Below are 20,522 nucleotides of genomic sequence, written 5' to 3'. Positions count from 1 at the left end.
AAGGAAATCCGATGAAGACGATAGCCAAGATTATGAGCATGGCGCTGCTGGTCGCAGCCCCGATACCCGCATTCGCGCAAGGTTTGCCGGTCCATGACAGCGCCAATCTGATCCAGCAGATTAACGCCGTGCGCCAGGCTCTCCAGATCGTCGCGCAAGGCAAGCAGCAGATTGCCGAAGCGCAGAAGCTCTATCAGGATTTGAACCGGCTCACCGACATTCCGCAATTGGCGCAACAGCTCAAATCCGATGCCTTGCGCCAGCTCGATATCTCGGGCGGATCGCTCGAAGGGTTCGGCACCGGTAATCTCGGAGTCGTCGGTGCAGGCCGCGCCAAGGCCGATTCGGTCTACCGCGACTTGCTAAAACAGCTTGGTCTTTCGGGTTCGGACAGTGCCCGCGCCGCCTTCGATCTCAACGCCCGCAATATCGGCATTCAAGCCGGACTCGCTGAGAACATCGGTGCCGCCGTCACGTCGCGGACGGACGGCCTCAACCAGCTCCGCAGTCGCCTGACCACGGCGACAACCGCCAAGGAAGTCGGCGATCTGACCGCACGCTTGCAGCTCGAATCGGCGGCCATGCAGAACGACCAACTGCGGTTGCAGGGCATCGCGTTGCAGCAGCAGGCCCAGGAACGGGCGCGCGCGGCGGCGGGACAGGCGGCACTTGCCCAAAAGCTCGACACGGCCAGTCGCTATTATCAGGGCCAGTGAGAATGCGCGCCGCCGCCATGCTGGCCACGATGCTCGTGGCGGGGTGCAGAGAGATGGCACCTCAAGCCGACATGCCTGCGCGAAGCTGGCAATATTTCGTCGCGCACCCTGGCGAGATCGAGCCGATGCAGAAAATCTGTCGCGAGTGGTCGGGATCGAGCGCCCCAACCGCATCGCAGCCAGCCGTCGTGACGACCAATTGCCGGGCAGCGGCTTTCGCCAAATCGCAGCTCCAGATCGCCCGATGAACGCAACCCGAGGGAATTGAACGCCGCCATGGATTTCAGCGATCACGTCTTCACCACGATGTTCGAGGCGCTGAACACTGCGCTGGGGGCGATCGTCGGCAAATATGCGGCGGTGATCGGCATCGTCGCACCCGCGCTGCGCGTCGGAATCGTGATCTACATCTCGCTGCTCGGCTACGCGATCATGCGCGGCGCGGTGCAATATCCTTTCCGCGAATATACCTATCGCGGCTGCCAGCTCGCGTTCCTTTATTTCGCCGTGACCTCGCTCTACGGCACGCAGATCGGCATGTTTGCGCTCGGCGGACTACCCAGCCAGTTTGCCACCGCGCTCGGCGGGGCCGATGTCGGCGGGCTTGGCGGCTTCTACGACAAGCTCGCTGGCACCGGCTTCGAGACCGCCAACACGATGCGCAAGATCGCGGCTGAATATCAGCAAACCCAAGGCACGCTGCCCGACATTGGCTATGCGGTGTTTTCAGGTTTCCTCGTGGTCATGGTCATCGTCGCGACGCTGCTATGTGCGGCCATCGGGTTCGTGATCAGCGCGTTCGGCCTGTTCGCGCTGGCATTGCTCGCGGTGGTTGGGCCTCTGTTCGTCGCAGCACTGCTGTTCGAGTCAACACGCGGCTATTTCTTCGCCTGGCTGGGCGCCTGCATCAACTATCTGATGCTGATCGTGTTCGCGCTCGTGCTGACGCTGTTCCTGACGCAAACCGGCGATACGATCATCGCCACCATCTCCGAAAATGACGAAATCGGCATAGTCGCGATCAAGGCACTGGCCTTCTACGCGCTCGGCTTCTTCTTTTTCTTGCAAATTCCAATGCTCGCCGCGTCGCTCGGCGGTGGCGGTCCCGCGCTCGCCAACCAGTTCGCGTCGGCCATTGCGGCGGCAGGCGGGTTCGTCGTCGGGCGCGGCGCGACCGGCGCCCAGGCGACCAGCCGCGCCATCGAACGCGGCATCGCCCGGATGCGGACTTCGGGATCGATCAGTCGCGGCACAACACAAGGATAGGGCGATGCGTAAGGCAGTGATGAGCATGTTGGTCGGGCTGGCGCTGATCGCGCCGGATGCGACACTGATCGCCGCCCCGAAATCGCCTAAACTCGCCAGGTGCGACGGCAAGCAGCGGCGTCCGGCCAATCCCTATGGCTCGATCCTGCCGACCGTCGATCCGCTCACCGGCACATCGACGCCCGCGAGCCAACCACCAGGCCAAGGGCAAGCCCAAGGGCGCAACGGTTTAGATGTGTTCCCCGAGAAGGCGCCACCCGCGCCCAATCCCCCGAAACCCGGCGCCAAACCTGCCGCTCAAGTGCCGCCGATCAGCAGCGCCACCCCGCCAACCCCTTATCGGAGCTGCTGAAGGTCATGGCGAGCGGTGTCACCGACAGGCAAGATCTCAAAGCCTATTTTGCCGAAGCCGCGAGCTGGGATCACGACCGGCTGATTGCGGCGAACCGGTCGAAAAGACTGGCATGGACGGTCGCGGGCGTTGCGAGCGCGCTGGCCATTACCGGCGTCGCGGCGGTCGCGACGCTGACCCCGCTCAAGACCGTCGCCCCTTATGTCATCACGGTGGACCGGGCCACGGGTGCCAGCGAGATCACCTCGGGCATGACCGGCGATCGGCAAGTCTCCTACAGCGAGGCCGTCACCAAATACTTCCTCGCCGATTACGTCCGCAATCGCGAGGGCTGGATACCGCAGGCACGCCAGGAGTTTTTTGAAGGCGTTCTGGCGATGTCGTCGCGCGACGAACAGGCGCGCTGGACAGCATTTTACAGCAAGGACAATCCCAAGTCGCCGCAAGCGGTCTTCACAGACCTCGATACGGTGTTCGTGGCGATCAAGTCGGTGACCTTCGTTTCAAAAAATGTCGCGCAGGTGCGCTTCACCAAGACCCTCCAGCGCGGCACGTCCACGACTGACACCCCGGCCATTGCCACCATTACCTACGACACCACCGACACCCCGACGACCGAACAGCAGCGGTTCAAAAACCCGCTCGGGCTGGAGGTGCAGAGCTACCGCGCCGATCTGGAGGTGACGCAATGACGAAGAGCAACCGCGTTGCGGCCATCGCCCTGATGTTCGCCACCAGCCCGGCACTCGCCAGCGAAACGCCGCGCCCGACCGCGCAGGACAGCCGCATTCGCGAAGTCATCTACAGCGATGTTCAGGTCTATCGCGTCGTCGGCGTTTTTCGTTCGGCGACGCAAATCGTGTTCTCGCCCGGCGAACGCGTCGAGCATGTCGCACTCGGCGACACCGTGTCGTGGGAAGTGGCTCCAGCGGAAAACTCGCTGTTCATCAAACCGCGCGAACTGGCCGGAGCGACCAATCTGATCGTGATCACGCGGTCGAATGCGGGCAACCGCACCTATACGTTCGAGCTTTCGGCGCGACGGGGCGGGATCGGCCCGCACGCAGTCGATACCTTCTTTAAGGTCGTGTTCCGCTATCCACGCGAGGAAGCGGCTGCTGCACAGGCAGCGGCGACGCAGGCAGCTTACGCTCAGGCGGTCGCGCTGCAATCGGGCGCGATCCGCTCGGCACTCGATCTGGCTGTTCTCGAAGGCAAGCGGAACCTCGCCTACAGCGTGCAGGGCTCGTCAGCGATCCAGCCTTCCGAAATCACCGACAATGGCCAGTTCACCGCGCTGCGTTTCCCGAACCAGCGCGAATTGCCAGCGTTCTTCGCGATCAATCCCGATGGCAGCGAGAGCATCGTCCCGTTCGATGTCCGCGATGAATTCGTCGTGATCCACGGCGTGTTCGCCCAGCTTCGCCTGCGGCGCGGCAAGGAAGTGCTGTGCGTCTTCAACGAAGCCAGGGATTTCTACGGACGTGATCCCAAGACGGGCACCGCGTCGAGCATCGTCGAACGCACCGCGAGTCCCGCTGACGGGGAGAGAAAATAATGGCCGAGGCCACACCGCCACCGCGAGCAGCCGTCGATCAGACGCCCGATCCCGACGAAATCGACCGCGCCCCCGCCACCGAACGCGCCAGCAAGATGCCGTCGATGCCCGGCACGACGATGGACCCCAAAAAGATGATCGGCTTTGCCGCCGCCGCTGGCGCGGTGATGTTTACAGTGCTCGCGCTCGGAACGAGTCTAACCGGCAATGCCGACCTGCCGCCAGTCAAGCCCAAGCCCGCGCTCGAACCCGCGAAATATGACCCGAACACAGTGATCGCACCGACGCTCGCCGGTGCGGCGACCGATCCCAATGCCCCGATACCGCTGGGCGGGCCAACGGTCCCCGCAATCGGCCCGCAAGGCACGGCGGCACCGCCGCCTGCTGGCGCGACGCAGCCCCGCCAACCTTCACAAGCCGAGGCGCTGCGCGAAGCGGCGCGCCGGTCGTCACTGATCGCTTATGGCGGCGAGCGCGGAAACGGACTCGCTAGCGCGCTTTATGGCGATGCGGACGGTCTAGGTCGCACCGCGACACCTGCCACACGAGAGCCGACCACGCTCGATACGCTGCGGCGTGGTTCGGTGATCGGTCAGACGCAGGCGCGCCCGCTGCCCGACCGCAATTTCCTGATCACGGCAGGCAGCTTCATCCCGTGCGTGCTGCAATCGGCAATGGACTCAAGCCAGCCCGGCTATGTGAGCTGCATCGTCCCGCGTAATGTCTACTCGGACAATGGCCGTGTCGTCCTGATGGAAAAGGGCACCAAGATCGTCGGCGAATATCAGGGCGGCCTCAATCGCGGCCAATACCGGCTGTTCGTGCTGTGGACTCGCGCGGTCACCCCGCGCGGGATCGCCATCGATGTCGGGTCACCGGCAACCGATGCACTCGGACGCAGCGGGGTGGATGGCCGCGTCGACAACTTCTTCTGGCAGCGGTTTGGCACGGCGCTGCTGTTCAGCCTTGTCGAAGATGCCGCAACGGTCGGCGCGCAAGCGATTGGGAACACTGCCCCCAACTCCACCCGCGTCCCGTCGGATGCGGCTTCAACGATTTTGCAGCAGAATTCACAAATCAGGCCGGTGCTGCGAAAGAACCAGGGCGAGGATGTCGGTATCACCGTCGCGCAGGATTTCGACTTCTCGACTGTCTACGGTCTTGCGCTGAAATAATGGCCGCGCCCGGCAAAAATACGGCGGTTCTCGACAGCGTGACAGCGCCGTTACGCAGATATCTCGATGACGCGACCGTCACCGAACTCGTCATCAACGTGCCGAAAGAGGTCGGCATCGAACGGCGCGGGTGCTGGACATGGGAGAGCGAGCCGTCGCTCGATTTCAAGACGCTGATGGCATTGGCGACCGCCGCTGCCGCGTTCACAAGCCAGGACGTCACCCGCGAAAATCCTATTGTCTCGACGATCTTCCCGACCGGCGAGCGCGTGCAGATCGTCGTGCCGCCTGTCGTGCCGGATGAAACCGTCTCGATCACCGTGCGCAAACCATCGTCGGTGACGATGACGCTCGCCGATTTCGAAGCGGCGGGCTTGTTCCGAGATACACGGATTGCCGAGAAACAGGTCAGCGCTCAGGAGCTTGAATTGCTCGCGCTGCTCCGCGCCGGTCGCCACGTCGAATTCTTCGACCGCGCGGTCAAGGCGCGGCTCAATATCCTGATTTCAGGCGCGACCGGTTCAGGCAAAACCACGCTGTCGAAAGGTTTGATCCACCTCATCCCGCCCGAAGAACGCTTGCTGACGATCGAGGACACGCGCGAACTGGTGGTCGCTCAAAAGAACGTCGTCCACATGCTCTACGCCAAGGACGGCCAAGGCACCGCCAATGTCACCGCCAAGCATCTGCTCGAAAGCGCGCTCAGGATGCGCCCCGATCGCATCCTGCTCCAGGAACTGCGCGACGGGACGGCGTTCTTCTATCTGCGCAACGTCAATTCCGGCCATCCCGGTTCAATCACCACCATCCACGCCGATTCCGCCGAACTGGCGTTCGAGCAACTGACTCTGCTGGTGAAGGAAAGCGAAGGCGGCTCCGACCTCGCGCGCGATGACATTCGCGCGCTGCTCAAGATGCTCGTCGATGTCGTGGTGCAAACCAAGAAAGAAGGCGGCGAATTTCGCGTGACGGAGATCTATTATGACCCAGAGGGCAGGCACGCCGTCTGAGGGCGGCGCGGCGAGATTGCTGATCGGCATCCCGCTCGGGGCGCTGATCGCGCTCGCCATTGCCAGCATGATCGGCTGGCTGGTTCTCGGCCTGCCCGTCGCGGCCTATGACCCGATCAAAATGCCAGCGTTCATCTGGTATTATCGCGGTGACCCGCAAGTCATCCGCGCGATGGCAGGCGGATTGATCGCCGGCGGCCTGCTCCTCGGTGTCCTGATCTATGCCCTATGGGCGCGCGCCGCGCCGCTGCATGGGGCCGCGCGCTTCGCCAATGAGCGCGAGATCAAGCGCCACGGCTTCCGCGCACGGGACGGAATCGTGCTTGGCCGCAAGCGCGTTCGGTTTCTGACCTTTGGCGGGAGCGAGCATGTTATGGTCGAAGCTCCGACACGCTCGGGCAAAGGCGTCGGCATCGTCATTCCCAATCTGCTGACCTGGGCGGGATCGGTTGTGGTTCTCGACGTAAAGCGGGAAAATTACGATGCGAGCGCAGGGTTCCGCGCGCACTACGGACAGGCAGTCTATCTGTTCAACCCGACCGACCGCGACGGGCGCACCGCGCGCTACAACCCGCTCGCTTACATCGACCGCAGCGACACCGACGATGTGATCATCGAATTGCAGAAGATCGCGACGATGCTGTTCGTCGCGCCCGACCACGGCGAAGCCTTTTGGGCGAACGGCGCGCGCACCGGCTTTGCTGGTGTCGGCGCGTGGCTCGCCGAAACGAGCAACGAACCGCTGACAATGGGCGCGATCTATCGGTATCTGACCGACGGCGATGCGCGAACCTTCTTCAAGAAGGAACTCGCCAATACTCGCCTGAACTTGTCGATACCGTGCCGGACGGCGCTCGCCGACTTTGCCGGTGGATCCGACAACAGCTTTGCCGACATCAAGAAGACGATCACCAACGTCCTAGGCCTCTGGCTCAATCCGCTGGTCGATGCTGCGACGGCCACCAGCGACTTCGATCTTCGCCAGCTTCGATCGCGCCCCATGTCGATCTATCTCGGTGTCTCGCCCGACGAACTCGACCGGATCGCGCCGCTCTACAATCTACTGTTTCAGCAGCTCATCGACCTCAATGTACGCGCATTGCCCTGTGAGAACACCGCTGTGCCGGTGCTGGTCATTCTCGATGAATTTGCCCGGCTCGGCCGCGCCTCGGTCATCGCCAGCGCCTTTTCCTATGTCGCGGGCTACGGCATCCGCCTGCTCCCTGTGATCCAGTCACGCTCGCAACTGCGCGGCGTTTACGGCGAGCATGTCGCCGATGAAATCGTCGCCAATTGCGGAGTGGAAGTCGCCTTCACGCCCAAGGAACTGCGCGTCGCCAACGACCTTTCTGAGCGGCTGGGCTATGTCGGGCAGGCGAGCATCACCAAGTCGCTGACGATCAACGGGTTGCTCGCCAACCGCTCGAAATCGATCTCCGAGCAGCGCCGCGCGCTGCTGTTGCCGCAGGAACTGATGCAGTTTCCACCCGACAAGCTGATCCTGCTGCGCGGCGGCATTGCACCGATAATCGGCACCAAGATTGCCTATTTCAGCAACCGCTTCTTCAAGGCGCGTGCCTTTCCACCCCCGACGGTGAAATCCATCGCCAAACCGGCGCTCAATGCCGAACCCGTCCCTGCGTTCCGCGACATGACCGACGAAGAGGCTTCCGGACATGAAACCCGGCCGATGTCGCAGGACGATATTCTGACCGAGGACTGCCCGAGTTTCTTCGCCGACATGCTGACGCTGGATCGCGGGGGCAATGTCTGCGGACTTATCGAGGAAGGTGACGAACATGGCTGAGAAACACGAAGGGACCGCACCTTCGGGAAGCAGCCGCACGGCATCGCCGAAGGCGGACAAACCGAAGACCGAAACGGCCAAGCCGAAGCGCAAAGCGGAAACACCGACTCTCACCGACGACCTTACCGGCAAATTCCTGCGCGTCGGCAACAAGCTCTATCGAAACTCAGACGAGACCAAGCCGATTGTCCGGCTCGAGCCCGATCGGCTGAAGACGAGCAATATCGACGCGCTTCCTGACATCGTGCGGATCGCCAAAGCCAATGGCTGGACGTCGATCCGGATCAACGGCGGCGACACGTTCAAAAAGGCAGCCTATCTCGCTGCCGCCGCTCAGGGGCTAACCGTAGAGAATTATACGCCGTCGAAAGTGGTCCTGGCCGATGCTGACCGCTTGCAAGCACGGATCACCGAACGCGAGAAGCGCCGCGAAGCCAAAAGCACGACGGGCAAATCACCCCAGCCGACCGAAAAGACAATCACGCTCAAAGCCCTGTCGGAACGGTTCCTGAGTCAGACACACGAGCAAAATGCCCGCGATCCCGAACTGCGCCGCGCCCAAAGCCTTGTCGCCCAAACCATTTCGATCACGCGTGCGAAATACCCCAAAAATCCCACCAAGGCGTCGAAGGAAGTCGAGACCAGAAAGCAGGAGGTCGCGCGCCGCATTGCCAATGGCGACAAGATCGCAACGATACAGGTGCGCAACCAGCAAGCGCAACGCGTCCGGGAAGTCACACAGCATCAGGCAATGAGCCGCGAGGGGAGAGCGCGCTGACACGGGCAGATGATTTGAACACATATAAACCCGCCAAAATGTGTCAGCATTGAGCAATCATCGGAATATCCGCGGTTGGAATTTACGTGTGACTGCTTCCGACCAACTCACGCCGTTCCAACGCGCTAGTGGGAATGTCCGCTTACGCCGGAACCAGCCACTCGGAACGCTGACATTTGCCTGACAGCAAAGCGCCCTAAAGCCGGTCGTTGGCGGTGGCCTGTGCGTTTCCCAAAACCCGCCGTTCCTCATCCTGCTGACTACTCGCCACGAAGCTCGAATTTGGGTCGGAAACTTTCGAGCGCGCAAGCCCTAAAGCCGGTCGTCCCGGCGATTGTGCGCCGCGCCCGAAAGCAGGCTCAATCCTTCGGTGAGCGCGTCTATAAGCTGCTCGCGACAACAGCATGAGTAGGGCATGGTGAGCAAGCGGTTGATCCTTCTCGGTGCGGGCCATGCGCATCTGCTTCTTACCGGGCGGCTGGAGGCGTTGCGCGGGGCGGGGATCGATCCGCTGCTGATCGCGCCGCGGTGGTTCGACTATTCGGGGCTGGCGACAGGCGTGCTTTCGGGCGCCCTGCCGCCGGATGCGAACCGGATCGATGCCGCAAGCCTGGCAAGCAGGCGTGGGCTGGCCTTTGTCGAGGGCATGGCGACGGCAATCGACCGTGCCGAGCAGGTCGTGACGCTGGCGGATGGCAGCCGACATGGCTTCGACCTTCTGTCGCTCAACATCGGCAGCGTGGTCGGGGCGCATGTTACCGGAAGCCATGTTTGCCCTGTCAAACCGCTCGCCGGGCTGACCGCACTACGCGCCAGGATCGAATCGGCACGCGAATTTCCGCGCGTCGTGATCATCGGCGCCGGTCCGAGCGGGATCGAGGTCGCGGCGGCTCTGCTGGGGCTTGCGGAACGGATCGGCACCCAGCCGCGCGTCACGCTGGTTGCGCGCAGCGCGGACGATGCGCGGGGGTGGCATTCGCTTCTGGCCCGTCTTCAGCGGCGTGGCCTGATCATGCATCCTAATGGGGAACCGCTACCTGTTCACGATGTAACGATCGCCGCGACGGGCCTCCGCGCACCCGCCCTGATCGAGGAGGCAAAGCTAGCAACGCGTTGCGATGCTGGGGCCGTTGTAACCGCAACGCTGCGATCGACGGTCGATCCGGCGATCTTCGCAGTGGGGGACTGCGCGGACTTTCAGCCGCGCGCATTGCCGCGCCAGGGCGTTTTCGGCGTTCGTCAGGCACCGGTGCTCGCCCGCAATCTTGCTGCGGTCGCGCGCGGGCTGCCGCTTCAGCCCTATCGCCCGCAACGTCGCTGGCTGGCGATCATGGACCTTGGCGACGGCACCGGCTTTGCGACTTGGGGGCCGCTGGCTTGGCGGGGGCGCGCGATGTTGCGCCTAAAAAGGTACTTGGACTTTTCATTCGTGCGCCGGTTCCAATGACGGGCAGCGCCGGTATCAGCCCCATATTTCCTCGATGCGGGCATCCCTGCCGCAGGACAGCCGATAATATCGATACCGGATCGGGTTCTTGCTGTAGTAATTCTGGTGATAGTCCTCCGCCGAATAAAAGCGGGTGCGTGGCAAGATTTCGGTCGCGACCGGCTTGCCGATCACCCTGGCCGCTTCGGCCTTAGCCGCCAGCGCGGCTTTACGCTCGCCCTGATTGCCGACGAAGATCGCCGGACGATATTGGTCGCCGCGGTCACAAAACTGGCCGCCGCCATCGGTCGGGTCGGAGGTGCGCAGGGCGTGCCGGGCGAGCGTCGCATAGGTCACGCGCGACGGATCATAGATTACGCGCACCGCCTCGATATGGCCCGTGCCGCCCGCCGATACCTGCTCATAGGTCGGGTTGGCGGTCTTGCCGCCGATATAGCCCGATGTCGTCGCAAGCACGCCCGGCACCTTGTCGAAATCGGATTCGGTGCACCAGAAACAGCCGGTCGCAACCACGGCGATGGCCTGTTTCTCCTTTGGGGTCTGCGCCGGTGCCTGATCGGGCGTCGCCGCGGAACAGGCAGCGATGCCCGCCACGGCAAGCAATATCGATGGCATCCGCATCAATTTTCGTCCTCCAAAGGAAATGTCATCGCCATGCCACCATGCATGGATGCCGGCTGGTCATTCCATTCGCCATAACGCGCTGCAAGGTTACAGGATTGCAGATGGGAAGGATGCGTGGCGCCCGGCCGAGGCCGGCAATGCCCGACATGGACGGTGTAACTTTTTACGGTGCGGCGCGAACCGGATATTGAAGAGGGGAAGAGCATGCCCAGCGTTCGATTGGCCACCCTGTCGGCCTTTGCAGGTGTTGCCGGTGTGCGGCGGGGTGCGGACGGCCATCATGCGCCGGCTCCACGGACTCGTCCGATTGGCCGCTCCAGCCGTATCTTTTGCGCGGTCGTCACTGGGTAATTCTGCGCACTGGACTATCACGATCATTCGGCGGGCGATTGTCGGCCTGACCATATCGCAACAAAGGGGGTTTGACGATGAACGAAGGCGGGGCACTCAAGGCCGGCTCTCTTCTCGCGCTGCGCGCCGGCACCGGTTTATTGCTGGTGTTGTGGGGGGCCTTGCGGCTTGTCTCTCCGAACACCGGACCGGGCCTTGCCGACAAATATTATTCCGGTCTGCTCAACATGCAGGCGTTTCAGGTCGCCTTTGGTGCCGCCGAAATTGCGCTAGGGCTGCTCGTCGTGCTCGGGCTGTTTCGCCGTATCACCTATTTGCTCCAGGCGCTGATCCTGGTGCCCGGCGCCCTTATCATCTGGCGCTATCTGCTCGATCCGATGGGCGTCTGGCTAATGTCGCGCGAAGACAGCCAGATCCTGTTCTTCCCATCGATCGTAGTGGCCGCGGCAACTGTCGTGCTGATCGCGTTCCGTGATGAAGACCGCTGGTCGCTCGACCGGCGGCTTGGCCGCGGTGGTGCCCCGCGATGAAGGGCAAAGGCGGGAAGATCGCGCTGCTGCTATTCATTGCCGCCGGCATCGCCGCCTTCTTCTGGTTCGATCTTGGCCGCTTCCTGACGCTTGAATATCTCAAGGACCAGCAGGCGGCGCTGGCGGGGCTGCTCGCTCGCGAGCCATTGCTGGTGATCGGCGGATTCTTCCTCGTCTATGTCGCGGTGACGGCGTTCTCGCTGCCGGGGGCGGCGATCATGACGCTGGCGGCGGGCGCGGTGTTCGGGCTGCTGGTCGGGACGGTCATCGTCTCGTTTGCCTCTGCGATCGGCGCGACGCTGGCGTTCCTGTCGGCGCGGTATTTGCTGCGCGACTGGGTGAAGGGCAGTTTTCCAAAGGCGGCGCGATCGGTTGATGCCGGCGTCGAGAAGGACGGCAATTTCTATCTGCTGACGCTGCGGCTGATTCCGGTTTTTCCGTTCTTCCTCGTCAACCTCGTCATGGGGCTGACGGGGATGCGACTTGCCCCGTATTTCGTCGTCAGCCAGATCGGGATGCTGGCGGGCACCATCGTCTATGTGAATGCGGGCACCCAGCTCGCCGCGATCGAATCGACCGGCGACATAGTGTCGCCTGCGCTGATCGGATCGTTCGTCCTGCTCGGCATCTTCCCGCTGATCGCCAAATGGGCGATCGACGCGTGGAAGCAGCGCAAAGTCTATGCCGGATGGAGCCGGCCCAAGCGGTTCGACCGCAACCTGATCGTCATCGGCGCGGGCGCAGGCGGTCTCGTCACCGCCTATATCGCCGCGACGGTCAAGGCCAAGGTGACGCTGATCGAAAAGGCCAGGATGGGCGGCGATTGCCTGAACACCGGCTGCGTCCCGTCCAAGGCCCTGATCCGGTCCGCGCGCCTCGCGCACGAAATGCGCACCGCCGATGCGTATGGCCTGACCCCGACCGACACCCCCGTTCCCTTCGCCCAAATCATGGCGCGGGTGCGTGAGGCGATCCGGATCATCGAACCCGCCGATAGCGTCGAACGCTATGCCGAACTCGGCGTCGATGTCCGCCGGGGCCATGCCACCATCGTCGATCCGTGGACGGTGACGATCGATGGCGGCGAACGACTGACCGCGCGCGCGATCGTCATCGCGGCTGGCGGCGAACCCGCCGTGCCCGATATTCCCGGCATCGTGGACAGCGGCTATCTGACCAGCGATACGCTTTGGGATGCGCTCGGCGACCGCGAAACCGTGCCCGATCGGCTGGTCGTGATCGGCGGCGGACCGATCGGCATTGAACTTTCGCAGGCCTTCGCGCGGCTTGGCAGCAAGGTGGTTCAGGTCGAGGGCGGCGACTGCATCCTGCCGCGCGAGGACGCCGAGGTCTCCGCCTTCGTCGCAGATGCGCTGCGTGCCGACGGCGTCGATCTGCGCCGGGGCAGCCAGGCCGCGCGGGTCGAGGGCAAGACGCTGATCCTGAGTGACGGCAGCATCATCGCCTTTGACGAACTGATCGTCGCGGTCGGTCGCAAGGCGCGACTGGAGGGTTATGGCCTGGAGGCACTCGGCATCGAGACCGGAAAAACCGTGACGATCGATGATTTCCTGCGCACGCGCTTTCCAAATATCTTCGCGGTCGGCGACGTCGCCGGGCCGTATCAGTTCACTCATTTCGCGGCGCATCAGGCGTGGTTTGCGGCAGTCAACGCGCTGTTCGGCCGGTTTCGCAAGTTCCGCGCGGATTATTCGGTGCTGCCCTGGGTGACCTTCACCGACCCCGAAGTCGCGCATGTCGGCCATAACGAGCAGTCGGCAAAGGAAGCGGAGGTCGCCTATGAAATCGTCCGCTACGATCTCGGCCATCTCGACCGCGCCGTCGCCGAAGGGACCAATGCCGGGTTCGTGAAGCTGCTGATCCAGCCCGGCAAGGATCGCATCCTGGGCGCCACCATCGTCGCGCATAATGCCGGCGAGATGATCGCTGAGTTCGTGCTGGCGATGAAGCACGGCATCGGCCTCAACAAGATCCTCGGCACGATCAAGGCGTATCCGACGATGGCAGAGGCCAATAAATACGCCGCCCGCGAATGGAAGAAAGCGCACAAGCCCGAACGCTTGCTGCGCCTGGTCGAACGCTATCATGACTGGATGCGGACATGATCCTCGCGCTGTTCATCGTCGCTCAGGCATCGGTCGGCCAGTTTCAGGCCGAAGGACCGCCGCCCGCGCCGTGGCGCGTCGTCCGCATCGGCAAGAAAGTGCCGCCGACGCGCTACCGCATCGGTCGGATCGACGGCGTTACCGCGATCGAGGGCATTGCCGACAAGAGCATGGCGCTGCTGGCGCGCCCGCTGGCCGTCGATACCGACGCCACGCCGATTCTGTGCTGGCGGTGGCGGATCGACACACCCGTGGCCGCCGCCGACCTGCGCACCAAGAAAGGCGATGATTATGCCGCGCGCGTCTATGTCGCCTTCGATATTCCCGACGACGCAATGAGCGGGGGGACGCGGTTCAAGCTGGGCATCGCGCGCCGATTGTTCGGTTCGGCGGTGCCCGATGCGGCGATCAACTATGTCTGGGACAATCGCAACCCGGTCGGCACAAGGGTGCGCAGCGCCTATACCGATCGCGCCCACCTGATCGTCGCCGAGACCGGCGCGGACCGGGCGGGTCGCTGGGTGACCGAGCGCGCCGACGTCGCCGCCGATTTCGCCCGCGCTTTCGCAAATGTGCCGGGCAAGCCGATCCAGCTCGCGGTCGCGGTCGGTACCGACAACACCGGCTCGAGCGCCCGCGGAGCCTTCGCCGATCTGCATTTCGTGGCGCGCGACAAGCCTTGCACATTTTGACCGGGATGATGCGATAGTGAGTTACCGGGGGGAATTCTGCGCCGCCGCTGCAGTGCTGGCGATCACGCTCAGCGCGCCGGCGATGGCCCAGCAGGCCGGCATCCAGGTGGCGGTAGTGGATGCCGCCACCGGTGCCCCGGTGGCGGATGCCGAGGTGACGATCCGCAACGCCGAACACGCGATCCTGCGCGGCGTCCGCACCGATGCGCGGGGGCAGTTCCGGCTCGAACCGCTACCGACCGGCGGCAGCTATGTCGTCGCCTTCGCCGGATCGGCTGCCTTCGCAGCGGCCGAATCAGCCCCGGTGCAGTTGCGCTCCAACTTCACCCGTTCGGTCACGCTGCGGCTTGCCCCTGCCGACAGCGCGACGATCATCGTCACCGGCCGCCGCGCGGTGACCGGCATCAACACCGTCAACGCCGAGATTTCGGGCTCGTTGAGCGAGCGCGAACTTCGCGATCTGCCAGTGGAGGGCCGCGATGTCATCGGCGCGCTGGTGCGGCTGCCCAACGTCGTGCCATCGACCGGATTCTTTCCCGAATCGCCCGCCATCTCGATCAACGGAGCGAACGGGCTCGACACCAATTATCTGATCGACGGCCTCGACAATAACGAGAACTTCCTGGGCGGCCCCAAATTCCCGGTGCCGCTGGGCTTCACCCGCGAAGTCACGGTGATCGCCAACAGCTATTCGGTGCTGTACGGGCGCACGCCCAACGGCCTGGTCAACTACACCACCCCATCGGGTTCGAACGACTGGCGCGGCGAGGCCTATGCCCTGATCCGGCCCGGTCGGCCGTTCGACGCCACATCGGCCTTTCCCCGCCGCGATCTCAGCGGCAATTCGGTGGGCGAGAGTTTTGAGCGCTACCAGGCGGGCGGCGCGATCGGCGGGCCGATCGTCACCGATCGCACCTTCTTCTACACGAACTTCGAATATACGCGCGATCGCAACGTCCAGATCGTCGATGCGCCGGCGCTAGGCGTGGTCGAGAACGTGACCGGCAACAACCAGTTCGTCCTCGGTTCGCTGCGGCTCGATCACCGCTTGTCGGACGACTGGACCGCGACGCTGCGCGCCAATGTCGGCCGAGTGACGATCGACCGGCCCGGAGGCGGGCTGGGCGGCGGCAACGTCACCTTCCCCTCGGCGGGATCGGACCAGGACCGCTTCTCCACTCTCATCGCCGGTTCGCTCAGCTATGCCGGGGCAGACTGGAGCTATGACGGCAGCCTCCAGTTCAGCCGGTTCCGCTGGGATTATGGCGAAGCGCGCGGCGGGCCGGGACCACAGGTTGCGATCCGCGACCAGACCGGGCTGACCGTCGGCGTCGTCGGCCATCCCGGCTTCGTGTTCGACGATCTCGAGGAAAGCTGGCAGACCGTTCACCGCGTTCAGCGCCGGTTCGGCGATCACCGGATCAGCATCGGCACCGATCTGCTGCATTCGCGGTTCGCGCTGGCGGGCGGCGGAAATCCCGACGGCAATTTCACGGTCGCGCTGACCCCGGCGCAGCTCGCCACGCTCAACGGGCTGGGGCGCGGCCTCGAACTTTCGGCGGACGACGTGCTGGGGCTGAACCCGCAGGTCATCGACTATGCGGTCGAGCTGCGCCCCGCCACCTTCGGTCGGGACCAGAACCAGCTTGCATTCTATGTCGAGGACGAGTGGCGGCTGTCGCCGACGCTGACCGCGACGCTTGGCCTACGGTGGGATTATGATTCGCTGACCGCGCAGGGCGGCGGCGGTGGCGATTACGACAATGTCGCGCCGCGGCTGGCGGTCAATTTCCGCCCCGATGCGCGGTCCTCGATCCGGTTCGGGGCCGGGATTTTCCACGGCAAGCTGCTCTATTCGGTGATCTCCGACGCCTTGCAGCGCAACACTACCGCGCCCGCGCTGCTGGGTCAGCTCGACCGGTTGCAGTCGCTCGGGGTCATCCGCGCGGGGGTGCCGCTCGCACCGCTTACCTTTGACGGCAATCTGGCCGTGTCGGTGGCCTGCGCGACCGCCAGCGCCTGTCCTTCGCCAGAGGCGGTCCAGGGGCTGCGCGACACCGCAACGATCAACGAAGTGCGGATCCTGAACCCGGAGGGCTATGACAATCCGTACAGCCTGCAAATGAGCGCGGGCTATCAGTATCAGCTGACCGATGCGATCACGTTCGGGGTCGATGCGATCTACAGCCGATCGCGCAATCTGGTGCGGCTGCGCGATCTCAACGCACCCGCGCCGTTCACCCCCAATGCCGCCGCGCTGACCGATGCCAACATCGCGTTGCTGCGCGCCCAGCTCGACAATACGGCGCGTTTTGCCCTGGCCAGAAGTCTGGGGCTGGTCCGTAGCCAGGCCGATGCCGACGCCACCCGCCCGGTCGCGCTGGTCCCCGGTGGCGGGCGTCAGATCACCGTTTCGGAAACCGAAGGTCGGGCGCTCTACCGCGCGCTCAATTTCCGCGCTGAGAAGGCGCGCGGAGCGGACGATTACGCCTTCACCCTGGTCTACACGTTGTCGAAGCTCACCAACGATACCGACGACATCAATTTCCGCGCATCCGACGCCAATAATTTCGCCGACGACCTTGGGCCGTCGGCGAACGACCGGCGGCATGTGATCTCGGCGGTCGGCTATCTCTATCCGTTCGACGGCTTCACCTTCACCGCCGCCGGGCTGTTCCAGTCGGGCCAGCCGATCAATTTCGTCCCTGACGCAAGCATATTCGGCACGCAGGATCTGAACGGCGACGGCCAGTCGTTCGGCGAAAACTTCGTCGGCAATTCCGATCGCTACCCCGGCGCATCGCGCAATTCGGGGCGGCTCGACTGGTCGGCGAGCGTCGATCTCGGCGTGCGTTACGCGCTGCCGGCCGCGTTCGGCCGGGTTGAGCTTTCCGCCGATGTCTTCAATGTCTTCAACACCAACAACGAATCGGGTTTCGCCAACGCGGCGACGACCTCGAACCAGGTCCAGTTCGGGGGCGGCGCGCCCTTCATCCAGCGCAATGCCGGCCCGCCGCGGCAATTCCAGTTCGGCGCGGCGTTCAAATTCTGATCGAAAGGGGCCGGGTTGGCGATCATCCAGCAATTCCAAGGGCTGATCGGCATCACCTTGCTGCTGCTGCTGGCGTGGGGACTGTCGGAGGACCGCGCCGGGCGGCCGTCCTGGCGCTGGATCGGCGCGGCGCTGCTGCTCCAGCTCGGCCTTGCCCTGCTGTTGGTGCGCGTGCCGCTGGTCTGGAACGTCGTAACCCTCGCCAATGGGGCGGTCAGCGCGATCGAAAAGGCGACTTTGGTCGGGTCCAGCTACATGTTCGGCTATACCGGCGGCGCACCTTTGCCCTTCGCGCTTGCCCCCGGCCAGGCAGCGCCGGTTATCATCGCGTTTCAGATCCTGCCGCTGATCATCGTGTTTTCCGCGCTATCGGCGCTGCTATGGCACTGGGGTATCCTCTCTCGCATCGTGCGCGGCCTCTCGTGGCTGCTCCAGCGCAGCCTTGGCGTCAGCGGCGTCGTCGGCCTTGGTGCCGGTGCCAATCTTTTCCTGGGGGTGGTCGAAAGCCCGCTGGTGGTGCGCGCCTATTTCGAGCGGATGAGCCGCAACGAATTGTTCGCGATCATGGTGCTGGCGATGGCCACGGTATCGGGCGCGGTGCTGGTGCTCTATGCTTCCACGCTGTCGCGCGTGGTGCCGGATGCAACCGGGCATCTGATCTCCGCCTCGATCATCTCGCTGCCCGCCGCCCTGCTGATCGCCCGACTGATGATCCCCGGTAAAGGCGAAACAGGGACCGACGACGACGACGACCAACCCGCGCTGAAATATGATAGCAGCATCGACGCGATCGTCCGCGGGACGATGGACGGCGTGCAGTTGTTTCTGGCGGTGATCGGCGTCATCATCGTCATCTTCGCGCTGGTCGCGCTGGTCGATCAGATGCTGATCGCCCTACCCGTCATCGACGGCGCGCCGATCACCGTGCGGCGCGTGTTCGGCTGGCTGTTCGCGCCGCTGATGTGGACGCTGGGCGTGCCCTGGGATCAGGCGCCGCAGGCGGGCGCGCTGATGGGCACCAAGGCGATATTCAACGAATATGTCGCCTATCTCGAACTGGCGGCGTTGCCGGCGGGAGTGTTCAACCCGCGGAGCCAGTTGATCGTCACCTATGCGCTGTGCGGCTTCGCCAATCTGGCGAGCATCGGGCTGCTCGTGTCCACCATCGGCAAGCTGGCCCCGTCGCGTCGCGCCGAAGTCGCCGCGCTGGGGATGAAGAGCTGGGTCGCCGGGAATTGCGCGACCGCGATGACCGGCGCGGTCATCGGCCTGGTCACGTTCTGAGGCCGCGATGTTCGATGCCCGTCTCCGCCCGCTCATCGACCCGCCGCTGAACCGCGCGGGCCGTGCGTTGGCGGCGCGCGGGGTGCCGGCCAACATGCTCACGTTGATCGGGCTGGCTATCGGCCTCGCCGCCGCCGTCGCGATCGGGGCTGGCGCGTTCGGCTGGGGGCTGGCGCTGATCGTCCTGAACCGTCTGCTCGATGGCCTGGACGGAGCGGTCGCTCGCGCCGCCGGACCGAGTGATCTCGGCGGCTATCTCGATATCGTCGCGGATTTCGCCTTCTACGTCTCGGTGCCGGTCGGGTTCGGTTTCGCAGCGAGCGAAAACCTGCCCTACGCCCTGGTCCTGGTCGCGACCTTTGTCCTGACCGGGGTCAGCTTCCTCGCCTTTGCCGTGATTGCTGAGAAGCGCGGCAAGGCGACGCTCGCCCATGGCCAGAAGAGCTTCTTCTATTCGACGGGCATCGCCGAAGGCGGTGAAACGATCGCGGTGTTCATCGCCATGTGCATGCTGCCGTGGGCGTTCCCAGTGATCGCGACCGGCTTCGCGATCCTGTGCATCCTGACCGTGTTTCAACGCACTCTATTGGCTGCCAAATCCTTTCGATGAGGTCGGACGATCGCTTGCTGTCGGATCGCCGCCAAAGCAAGGTGAACAGGGCGAGCCTGCCGACCCACAAGCGTGTCGCAGAGATATTCGTCAGGCAGACCATCGCGAGCGCAGCCACGTTGCCATTTCCTTTTCGGATACGGGTTGCGGGGCGTCCGACTGAGATGTGACGGCATGTCTGCTACCAATCAGAAGCTCGCGCAAAGGAGACATACCGCTATCGGCCCAACCAACCTCGCTTACCCTAGACGTTGTGCTCTCGGCCAATGCTGGCCGAGGAGATGAACCATGGGATACTCACGATTTGACCCGGCGATCCAAGGCCGGACTGCTTGGAATGCTGGCAAGAATGTCGGGACGAAGCGTCCGCTGACACAGAAGCAGATATGGGCAGTCCGCTTTCATCTCGATCGCGAGGGACGGTTGCGAGACAAGGCCCTCTTCGACCTCGCCATCGACAGCAAGCTACGCGGCTGCGATCTGGTGAAGATCAAGATCGGTGATGTCATTGCGGGCACGGACGTTCGTAATCGGGCGATTGTCATTCAGCAAAAGACCAATCGGCCCGTGCAATTCGAGCTGACGGCGGACGTCCGCGCAACACTGCTATCGTGGCTGGAGAGACGGGGCGGCTCGACCAGCGATTATGTCTTCCCAAGTCGTGTAGACCATGCAGGCCACATGAGCACGCGCCAGTACGCCCGCCTGGTGGACGAGTGGGTCACAGCGATTGGATTGCGGAAATCCGAATACGGGACGCATTCGCTCCGGCGGACGAAGGCCGCGATGATCTATCGCGCTACCGGCAACATCCGCGCCATTCAAATCTTGCTTGGCCATACCAAGATCGAGAACACGGTCCGCTATCTCGGGGTCGATGTAGAAGACGCGCTGCTGCTGGCTGAGCGAACAGAGATTTGACCTACCTAAGCGGTCGGCCGTCAGCACCGGTCGACCGCTTTAAGCGCCGGGCTAGAGCACTATGTTCGGCTGAGATTGGGTGGAAGGCGGATTCGACCGCTTCAGTCCGACGACTGATCAAAGCAGACATTCGTTTCATTAAGGCGCAGCGACGACTAAGCGCCCCAATTTCCGCCGTTCGTGGCGATTGACAGTTGGCCCAAAAGCCGTCGTTCAAGTAGGC

19 protein-coding genes are annotated in these 20,522 nt (G+C 63.7%); 18 read left to right on the top strand and 1 reads right to left on the bottom strand.

What is annotated here, in order from left to right; genetic code table 11:
- Positions 1–11 precede the first annotated feature (11 nt).
- The 11 genes from ACRANW_RS09400 (at position 12) to ACRANW_RS09350 (ending at position 10,109) form a co-directional block, all read left to right on the top strand.
- Entirely contained in the window at positions 12–716 is a 705-nt protein-coding gene (locus tag ACRANW_RS09400) for a type IV secretion system protein (RefSeq protein WP_479431540.1), read from the top strand.
- Positions 717–769: 53 nt separating this feature from the next.
- Entirely contained in the window at positions 770–964 is a 195-nt protein-coding gene (locus ACRANW_RS09395; RefSeq protein ID WP_479431539.1) for a hypothetical protein, read from the top strand.
- Between the two features lie 28 nt (positions 965–992).
- A complete protein-coding gene (locus ACRANW_RS09390) occupies positions 993–1,982 on the top strand; it encodes a TrbL/VirB6 family protein (RefSeq protein WP_479431538.1) in 990 nt (329 codons plus the stop codon).
- 4 nt (positions 1,983–1,986) lie between these two features.
- Positions 1,987–2,334, top strand: coding sequence for a hypothetical protein (locus ACRANW_RS09385; RefSeq protein ID WP_479431537.1), 348 nt, complete (start codon positions 1,987–1,989; stop codon positions 2,332–2,334).
- 5 nt (positions 2,335–2,339) lie between these two features.
- The gene (locus ACRANW_RS09380; protein ID WP_479431536.1) at positions 2,340–3,026 is read left to right on the top strand and encodes a VirB8 family type IV secretion system protein; all 687 of its coding nucleotides are present in this window, start codon (positions 2,340–2,342) and stop codon (positions 3,024–3,026) included.
- Positions 3,023–3,892 (top strand): P-type conjugative transfer protein VirB9, encoded by an 870-nt coding sequence (gene virB9 / locus ACRANW_RS09375; RefSeq protein ID WP_479431535.1) that lies wholly within the window; start codon positions 3,023–3,025, stop codon positions 3,890–3,892. Before ACRANW_RS09380 ends, virB9 begins: the two co-directional genes overlap by 4 nt.
- The gene (gene virB10 / locus ACRANW_RS09370) at positions 3,892–5,067 is read left to right on the top strand and encodes a type IV secretion system protein VirB10 (protein ID WP_479431534.1); all 1,176 of its coding nucleotides are present in this window, start codon (positions 3,892–3,894) and stop codon (positions 5,065–5,067) included. The genes virB9 and virB10 overlap by 1 nt, the downstream gene beginning before the upstream one ends.
- Positions 5,067–6,077 carry a P-type DNA transfer ATPase VirB11 gene (gene virB11, locus ACRANW_RS09365; protein WP_479431533.1) on the top strand — a complete coding sequence of 337 codons (1,011 nt, stop codon included), beginning with the start codon at positions 5,067–5,069 and terminating at the stop codon, positions 6,075–6,077. Before virB10 ends, virB11 begins: the two co-directional genes overlap by 1 nt.
- Positions 6,049–7,884 (top strand): type IV secretory system conjugative DNA transfer family protein, encoded by a 1,836-nt coding sequence (locus tag ACRANW_RS09360; protein WP_479431532.1) that lies wholly within the window; start codon positions 6,049–6,051, stop codon positions 7,882–7,884. Before virB11 ends, ACRANW_RS09360 begins: the two co-directional genes overlap by 29 nt.
- Positions 7,877–8,662, top strand: a complete 786-nt coding sequence (locus ACRANW_RS09355) for an LPD7 domain-containing protein (RefSeq protein WP_479431531.1) — start codon at positions 7,877–7,879, stop codon at positions 8,660–8,662. The genes ACRANW_RS09360 and ACRANW_RS09355 overlap by 8 nt, the downstream gene beginning before the upstream one ends.
- Positions 8,663–9,077: 415 nt before the next feature.
- Positions 9,078–10,109 (top strand): NAD(P)/FAD-dependent oxidoreductase, encoded by a 1,032-nt coding sequence (locus tag ACRANW_RS09350; protein ID WP_479431530.1) that lies wholly within the window; start codon positions 9,078–9,080, stop codon positions 10,107–10,109.
- A 15-nt stretch (positions 10,110–10,124) separates the two neighbouring features.
- Here the strand turns inward: ACRANW_RS09350 and msrA are convergent, their stop codons facing one another.
- The gene (gene msrA, locus ACRANW_RS09345; RefSeq protein WP_479431529.1) at positions 10,125–10,724 is read right to left on the bottom strand and encodes a peptide-methionine (S)-S-oxide reductase MsrA; all 600 of its coding nucleotides are present in this window, start codon (positions 10,722–10,724) and stop codon (positions 10,125–10,127) included.
- Between the two features lie 437 nt (positions 10,725–11,161).
- Here msrA and ACRANW_RS09340 point away from each other — a divergent pair, with 437 nt between their 5' ends.
- The 7 genes from ACRANW_RS09340 to ACRANW_RS09310 all read left to right on the top strand — a co-directional run bounded on the left by ACRANW_RS09340 (position 11,162) and on the right by ACRANW_RS09310 (position 20,299).
- Entirely contained in the window at positions 11,162–11,614 is a 453-nt protein-coding gene (locus ACRANW_RS09340) for a hypothetical protein (RefSeq protein WP_479431528.1), read from the top strand.
- The gene (locus ACRANW_RS09335) at positions 11,611–13,740 is read left to right on the top strand and encodes an FAD-dependent oxidoreductase (RefSeq protein WP_479431527.1); all 2,130 of its coding nucleotides are present in this window, start codon (positions 11,611–11,613) and stop codon (positions 13,738–13,740) included. Before ACRANW_RS09340 ends, ACRANW_RS09335 begins: the two co-directional genes overlap by 4 nt.
- Entirely contained in the window at positions 13,737–14,432 is a 696-nt protein-coding gene (locus tag ACRANW_RS09330; protein WP_479431526.1) for a DUF3047 domain-containing protein, read from the top strand. Before ACRANW_RS09335 ends, ACRANW_RS09330 begins: the two co-directional genes overlap by 4 nt.
- 16 nt (positions 14,433–14,448) lie before the next feature.
- Positions 14,449–17,484, top strand: a complete 3,036-nt coding sequence (locus ACRANW_RS09325) for a TonB-dependent receptor domain-containing protein (RefSeq protein ID WP_479431525.1) — start codon at positions 14,449–14,451, stop codon at positions 17,482–17,484.
- Between the two features lie 15 nt (positions 17,485–17,499).
- On the top strand, positions 17,500–18,768 hold the full coding sequence (locus ACRANW_RS09320; protein WP_479431524.1) for a NupC/NupG family nucleoside CNT transporter: 1,269 nt from the start codon (positions 17,500–17,502) through the stop codon (positions 18,766–18,768).
- Between the two features lie 7 nt (positions 18,769–18,775).
- Complete coding sequence (locus tag ACRANW_RS09315) at positions 18,776–19,378, top strand: CDP-alcohol phosphatidyltransferase family protein (RefSeq protein ID WP_479431523.1); 603 nt, start codon at positions 18,776–18,778, stop codon at positions 19,376–19,378.
- A gap of 288 nt (positions 19,379–19,666) precedes the next feature.
- Complete coding sequence (locus ACRANW_RS09310) at positions 19,667–20,299, top strand: tyrosine-type recombinase/integrase (RefSeq protein WP_479431522.1); 633 nt, start codon at positions 19,667–19,669, stop codon at positions 20,297–20,299.
- The last annotated feature ends 223 nt before the right edge of the window (positions 20,300–20,522 follow it).

Source organism: Erythrobacter sp. 'gip.4 top 5' (genome assembly GCF_056495765.1).
The sequence above is the reverse complement of the archived record's forward strand: the minus strand, read 5'-3'. Positions and strand labels throughout refer to the sequence as shown.